We start from the raw sequence: 3057 nt of genomic DNA on the forward strand, positions 1-3057 counted from the left end.
CCCCACGCCCAGCACCGTGAGGCCGAGGGTGCGGCCGGGCGCCGTCCAGCCGCGGCGCCTGGCTAGGACGACCAGGAGCAGCAGGTTGACCCACTGGCTGACCGCGGTGGCGAGCGCCAGGCCGGTGACGCCGTAGGGCCCGGTGAGCCAGAGCTTGAGCGCGACGTTGACCCCGATCGCCGTCAGCGACGCCCAGAGCGGGGTCTTGGTGTCCTGGCGGGCGTAGAAGCTCGCCACCGCGCTGCGCACCAGCACCACGGCGGGCAGGGCGAGCCCGTAGGCCGCCAGCACCGAGGCGGCCCGGGCGGCATCCTCGGCCCCGAAGGCGCCGCGCTGGAACAGGGCCGCCATGATCAGGCCCGGGATGGTCAGGAACGCCACCATGAACGGCGCCGACAGGGCCAGGGAGAACCCCGCCGCCCGGTTCTGCGCCGCGTGCGCGCCGGCGACGTCGCCGGAAGCGATCCGCCGGCTCATCTCCGGCAGCAGCACGGTGCCGGCCGCGATCGCGATCACCCCGAACGGCAGCTGGTAGAGCCGGTCGGCGTAGTACAGGGCCGAAACCGCGCCGGTGGGCAGCCAGCTGGCGATGATCGTGTCGGCGAAGGTGGCGATCTGGAAGCCGGCCGCCCCGATCACCGCGGGCCCGAGCACCACGAAGAACCGCTTCAGCGCCGGGTCGGAGCGCGGCACGGCCAGGTCCGGCATCACCCGGGCCCGGCGGCAGCCCCACCACAGCAGGCCGAACTGCAGCACCCCGGAGACCGCAACGCCCCAGGCCGCCGCGTAGGCGGCGTTGGGGAACAGGAAGCTGAGCGACAGGGCCGCCAGCATCGTGAGGTTGAGCAGCACCGGGGCGCCTGCCGCCACGGCGAAGCGCCGGTGGGCGTTAAGGATGCCCGACAGCAGCGTCACCAGGGTCATGAACAGCAGGTACGGGAAGGTGATCCGGGTCAGCGCCACCGCGAGCTGGAAGCGCTCGCCGTCCTCGGCGAATCCCGGCGCCAGGGCGTGCACCACCCAGGGCATCGCCGGCAGGGCGAGGTTGAGCAGCACGAGCTGCACGATCAGCATCAGGGTGAAGACGCGGTCGGCGAAGTGATGGGCCGCCCCGGAGGCGCCGGCCTCGGCGAGCCCGGCATAGGCCGGCACGAAGGCGGTGTTGAACGCGCCCTCGCCGAAGATCGCGCGGAAATGGTTCGGCAGCCGGAACGCGACCACGAAGGCGTCGGCCATCGGCCCCGCGCCCATCACGGCGGCCATCACCACGTCCCGGGCGAAACCGGTGACGCGCGAGACCAGGGTCCAGCCGCCCACCGAGAGGATGGAGCGGATCATGGACGGCAAACTCCCCTCCCCCCTCTGCGGGGGAGGGGGGCCACGTATTGCCTCGCGAAGACCGCGACGAGCCCCCTCTCCCGTGCGGGAGAGGGTTGGGGTGAGGGATCAGGTCTGTCCGGAGAGGTCGCACCCCTCACCCTGTCCCTCTCCCGCACGGGAGAGGGGACCCGTGCCTCGTCCGGCGATGTCTGAATCGGGTTTCCCGCAGAGCAGGAAGAGGGCGATGAGAGAGTCGTCGCGTTGGGAAGATGGGAAGGAATGGCCGGACCCTTCTGCACCGGGTCATCCGGCAACGGGCGCATCAAGAGCCGGTTTCGGCCGCTACCTCAAGGGCGCCGCGGACACGATCGGTCCGCGACGCCAGCTCATGGATACCGGATCAGGCGGTCGCCTCGCCGTGCAGCTTCTCGACGTACTCCCAGTTCACCAGGTTCTCGATGAACGCCTTGAGGTAGTCGGGCCGGCGGTTGCGGTAATCGATGTAGTAGGAGTGCTCCCACACGTCGACGCCCAGGATCGGCTTGGCGCCGTGGACCAGCGGGTTCTCGCCGTTGGGGGTCTTCAGGATCGCGAGCTTGCCGTCCTTGACGGCGAGCCAGGCCCAGCCCGAGCCGAACTGGCTGACGCCCGCCTGGATGAAGTCCGCCTTGAACTTCTCGGCCCCGCCCAGGTCCTCGTCGATCTTCTTGGCGATCGCGCCGGGGATCGCGCCGCCGCCATTGGGCTTCATCCAGTTCCAGAAATGGAGGTGGTTGAAGTGCTGGCCGGCGTTGTTGAAGAGCGGCTGGTTGGTGTTGTAGGCGGCCTTGACGATCTCCTCGACGCTCTTGCCCTGGAGATCCGTGCCCTCGAGCAGCTTGTTGCCGGTATCGACGTAGGCCTTGTGGTGCTTGTCGTGGTGAAACTCGAGGGTTTCCTTCGACATGTACGGCCCGAGCGCGTCGTAGGCGTAGGGCAGTTCCGGCAGCGTGAAGGTCATAGGGTCTGTCTCCGCTTGAGGCACGATGCGGAAGCGCCGGGTCCGGCGTTCCGCGCTTAACCGTGCGATAACAAGAAGCTGGGGCCGGCCGTGTTTCACGGGAAACAGCGGCCCGCGCCAGCCATGGGCGGCCTCGTCCCCGGCGGGGGCTTCCGGGTCACGGTCAGTAGGTAAGTCGGTGCCCGCGCGACGGCAACGCCGTTGCGGCCAGGCTTGACGCGAAGTTCCGGCGGATGCGCGTGCCGCCGGCGCGGACGTCCCGCCCGAGAACCGGTATCCCGGGCAATCTCGCCATCGGGTTTTGCAATATGACCGCAAGGCCTTACTGTGCGCCACGCCGTAAGCGTCGGCGGTTAGCCGGCCCATCTCTAGAGAGTAACATGATCGCTGCGCTGTTCGCGCTCGCCGCCGCCATGGCCATCGGGGGCTGCGCCGCCGTGATCCAGGGCTTTCCCTATGTGCGTCTGGAGAGCGGCCTCGCGATGGTGATCGCGGGATCGGTCGCGGCCTCGTCGGGCGCCGTGCTGTTCGGGATCGGCGTGCTCGCCCTGGTGTTCCGGCGGCTGGAGCGGACGATCGGACTGCGCCCGGCGCTGAGTTCGGCCGCATCCGGCCCCGTCGTCGAGGGCGCGCCGCGTCTGCCGCCGGTGCTGCCGGCCGCCCCCGCCTTCATCGTGCCCCCGATCGTCGAGCCGGCCTTCGATCCCGAGCGGCCGCGGATCGAGCCCAGCCTGCGC

General features: G+C 70.0%; 2 protein-coding genes and 1 pseudogene. 1 reads left to right on the forward strand and 2 read right to left on the reverse strand.

The genetic code is table 11. The features are described from left to right. Together murJ and FV228_RS25075 are read right to left on the reverse strand one after the other, a co-directional pair. Positions 1-1338 (reverse strand): murein biosynthesis integral membrane protein MurJ (murJ, locus tag FV228_RS25070; protein ID WP_147857031.1); only part of this gene is annotated, 1338 nt, incomplete at its 3' end. Positions 1339-1720: 382 nt separating this feature from the next. Then, on the reverse strand, positions 1721-2320 hold the full coding sequence (locus FV228_RS25075) for a superoxide dismutase (RefSeq protein WP_058195058.1): 600 nt from the start codon (positions 2318-2320) through the stop codon (positions 1721-1723). 380 nt (positions 2321-2700) lie between these two features. Here FV228_RS25075 and FV228_RS25080 point away from each other — a divergent pair. After that, a pseudogene (locus tag FV228_RS25080) lies at positions 2701-3057 on the forward strand (hypothetical protein); the annotation flags it as partial.

Source organism: Methylobacterium sp. WL18 (assembly GCF_008040015.1).
GTDB lineage: Bacteria > Pseudomonadota > Alphaproteobacteria > Rhizobiales > Beijerinckiaceae > Methylobacterium > Methylobacterium mesophilicum.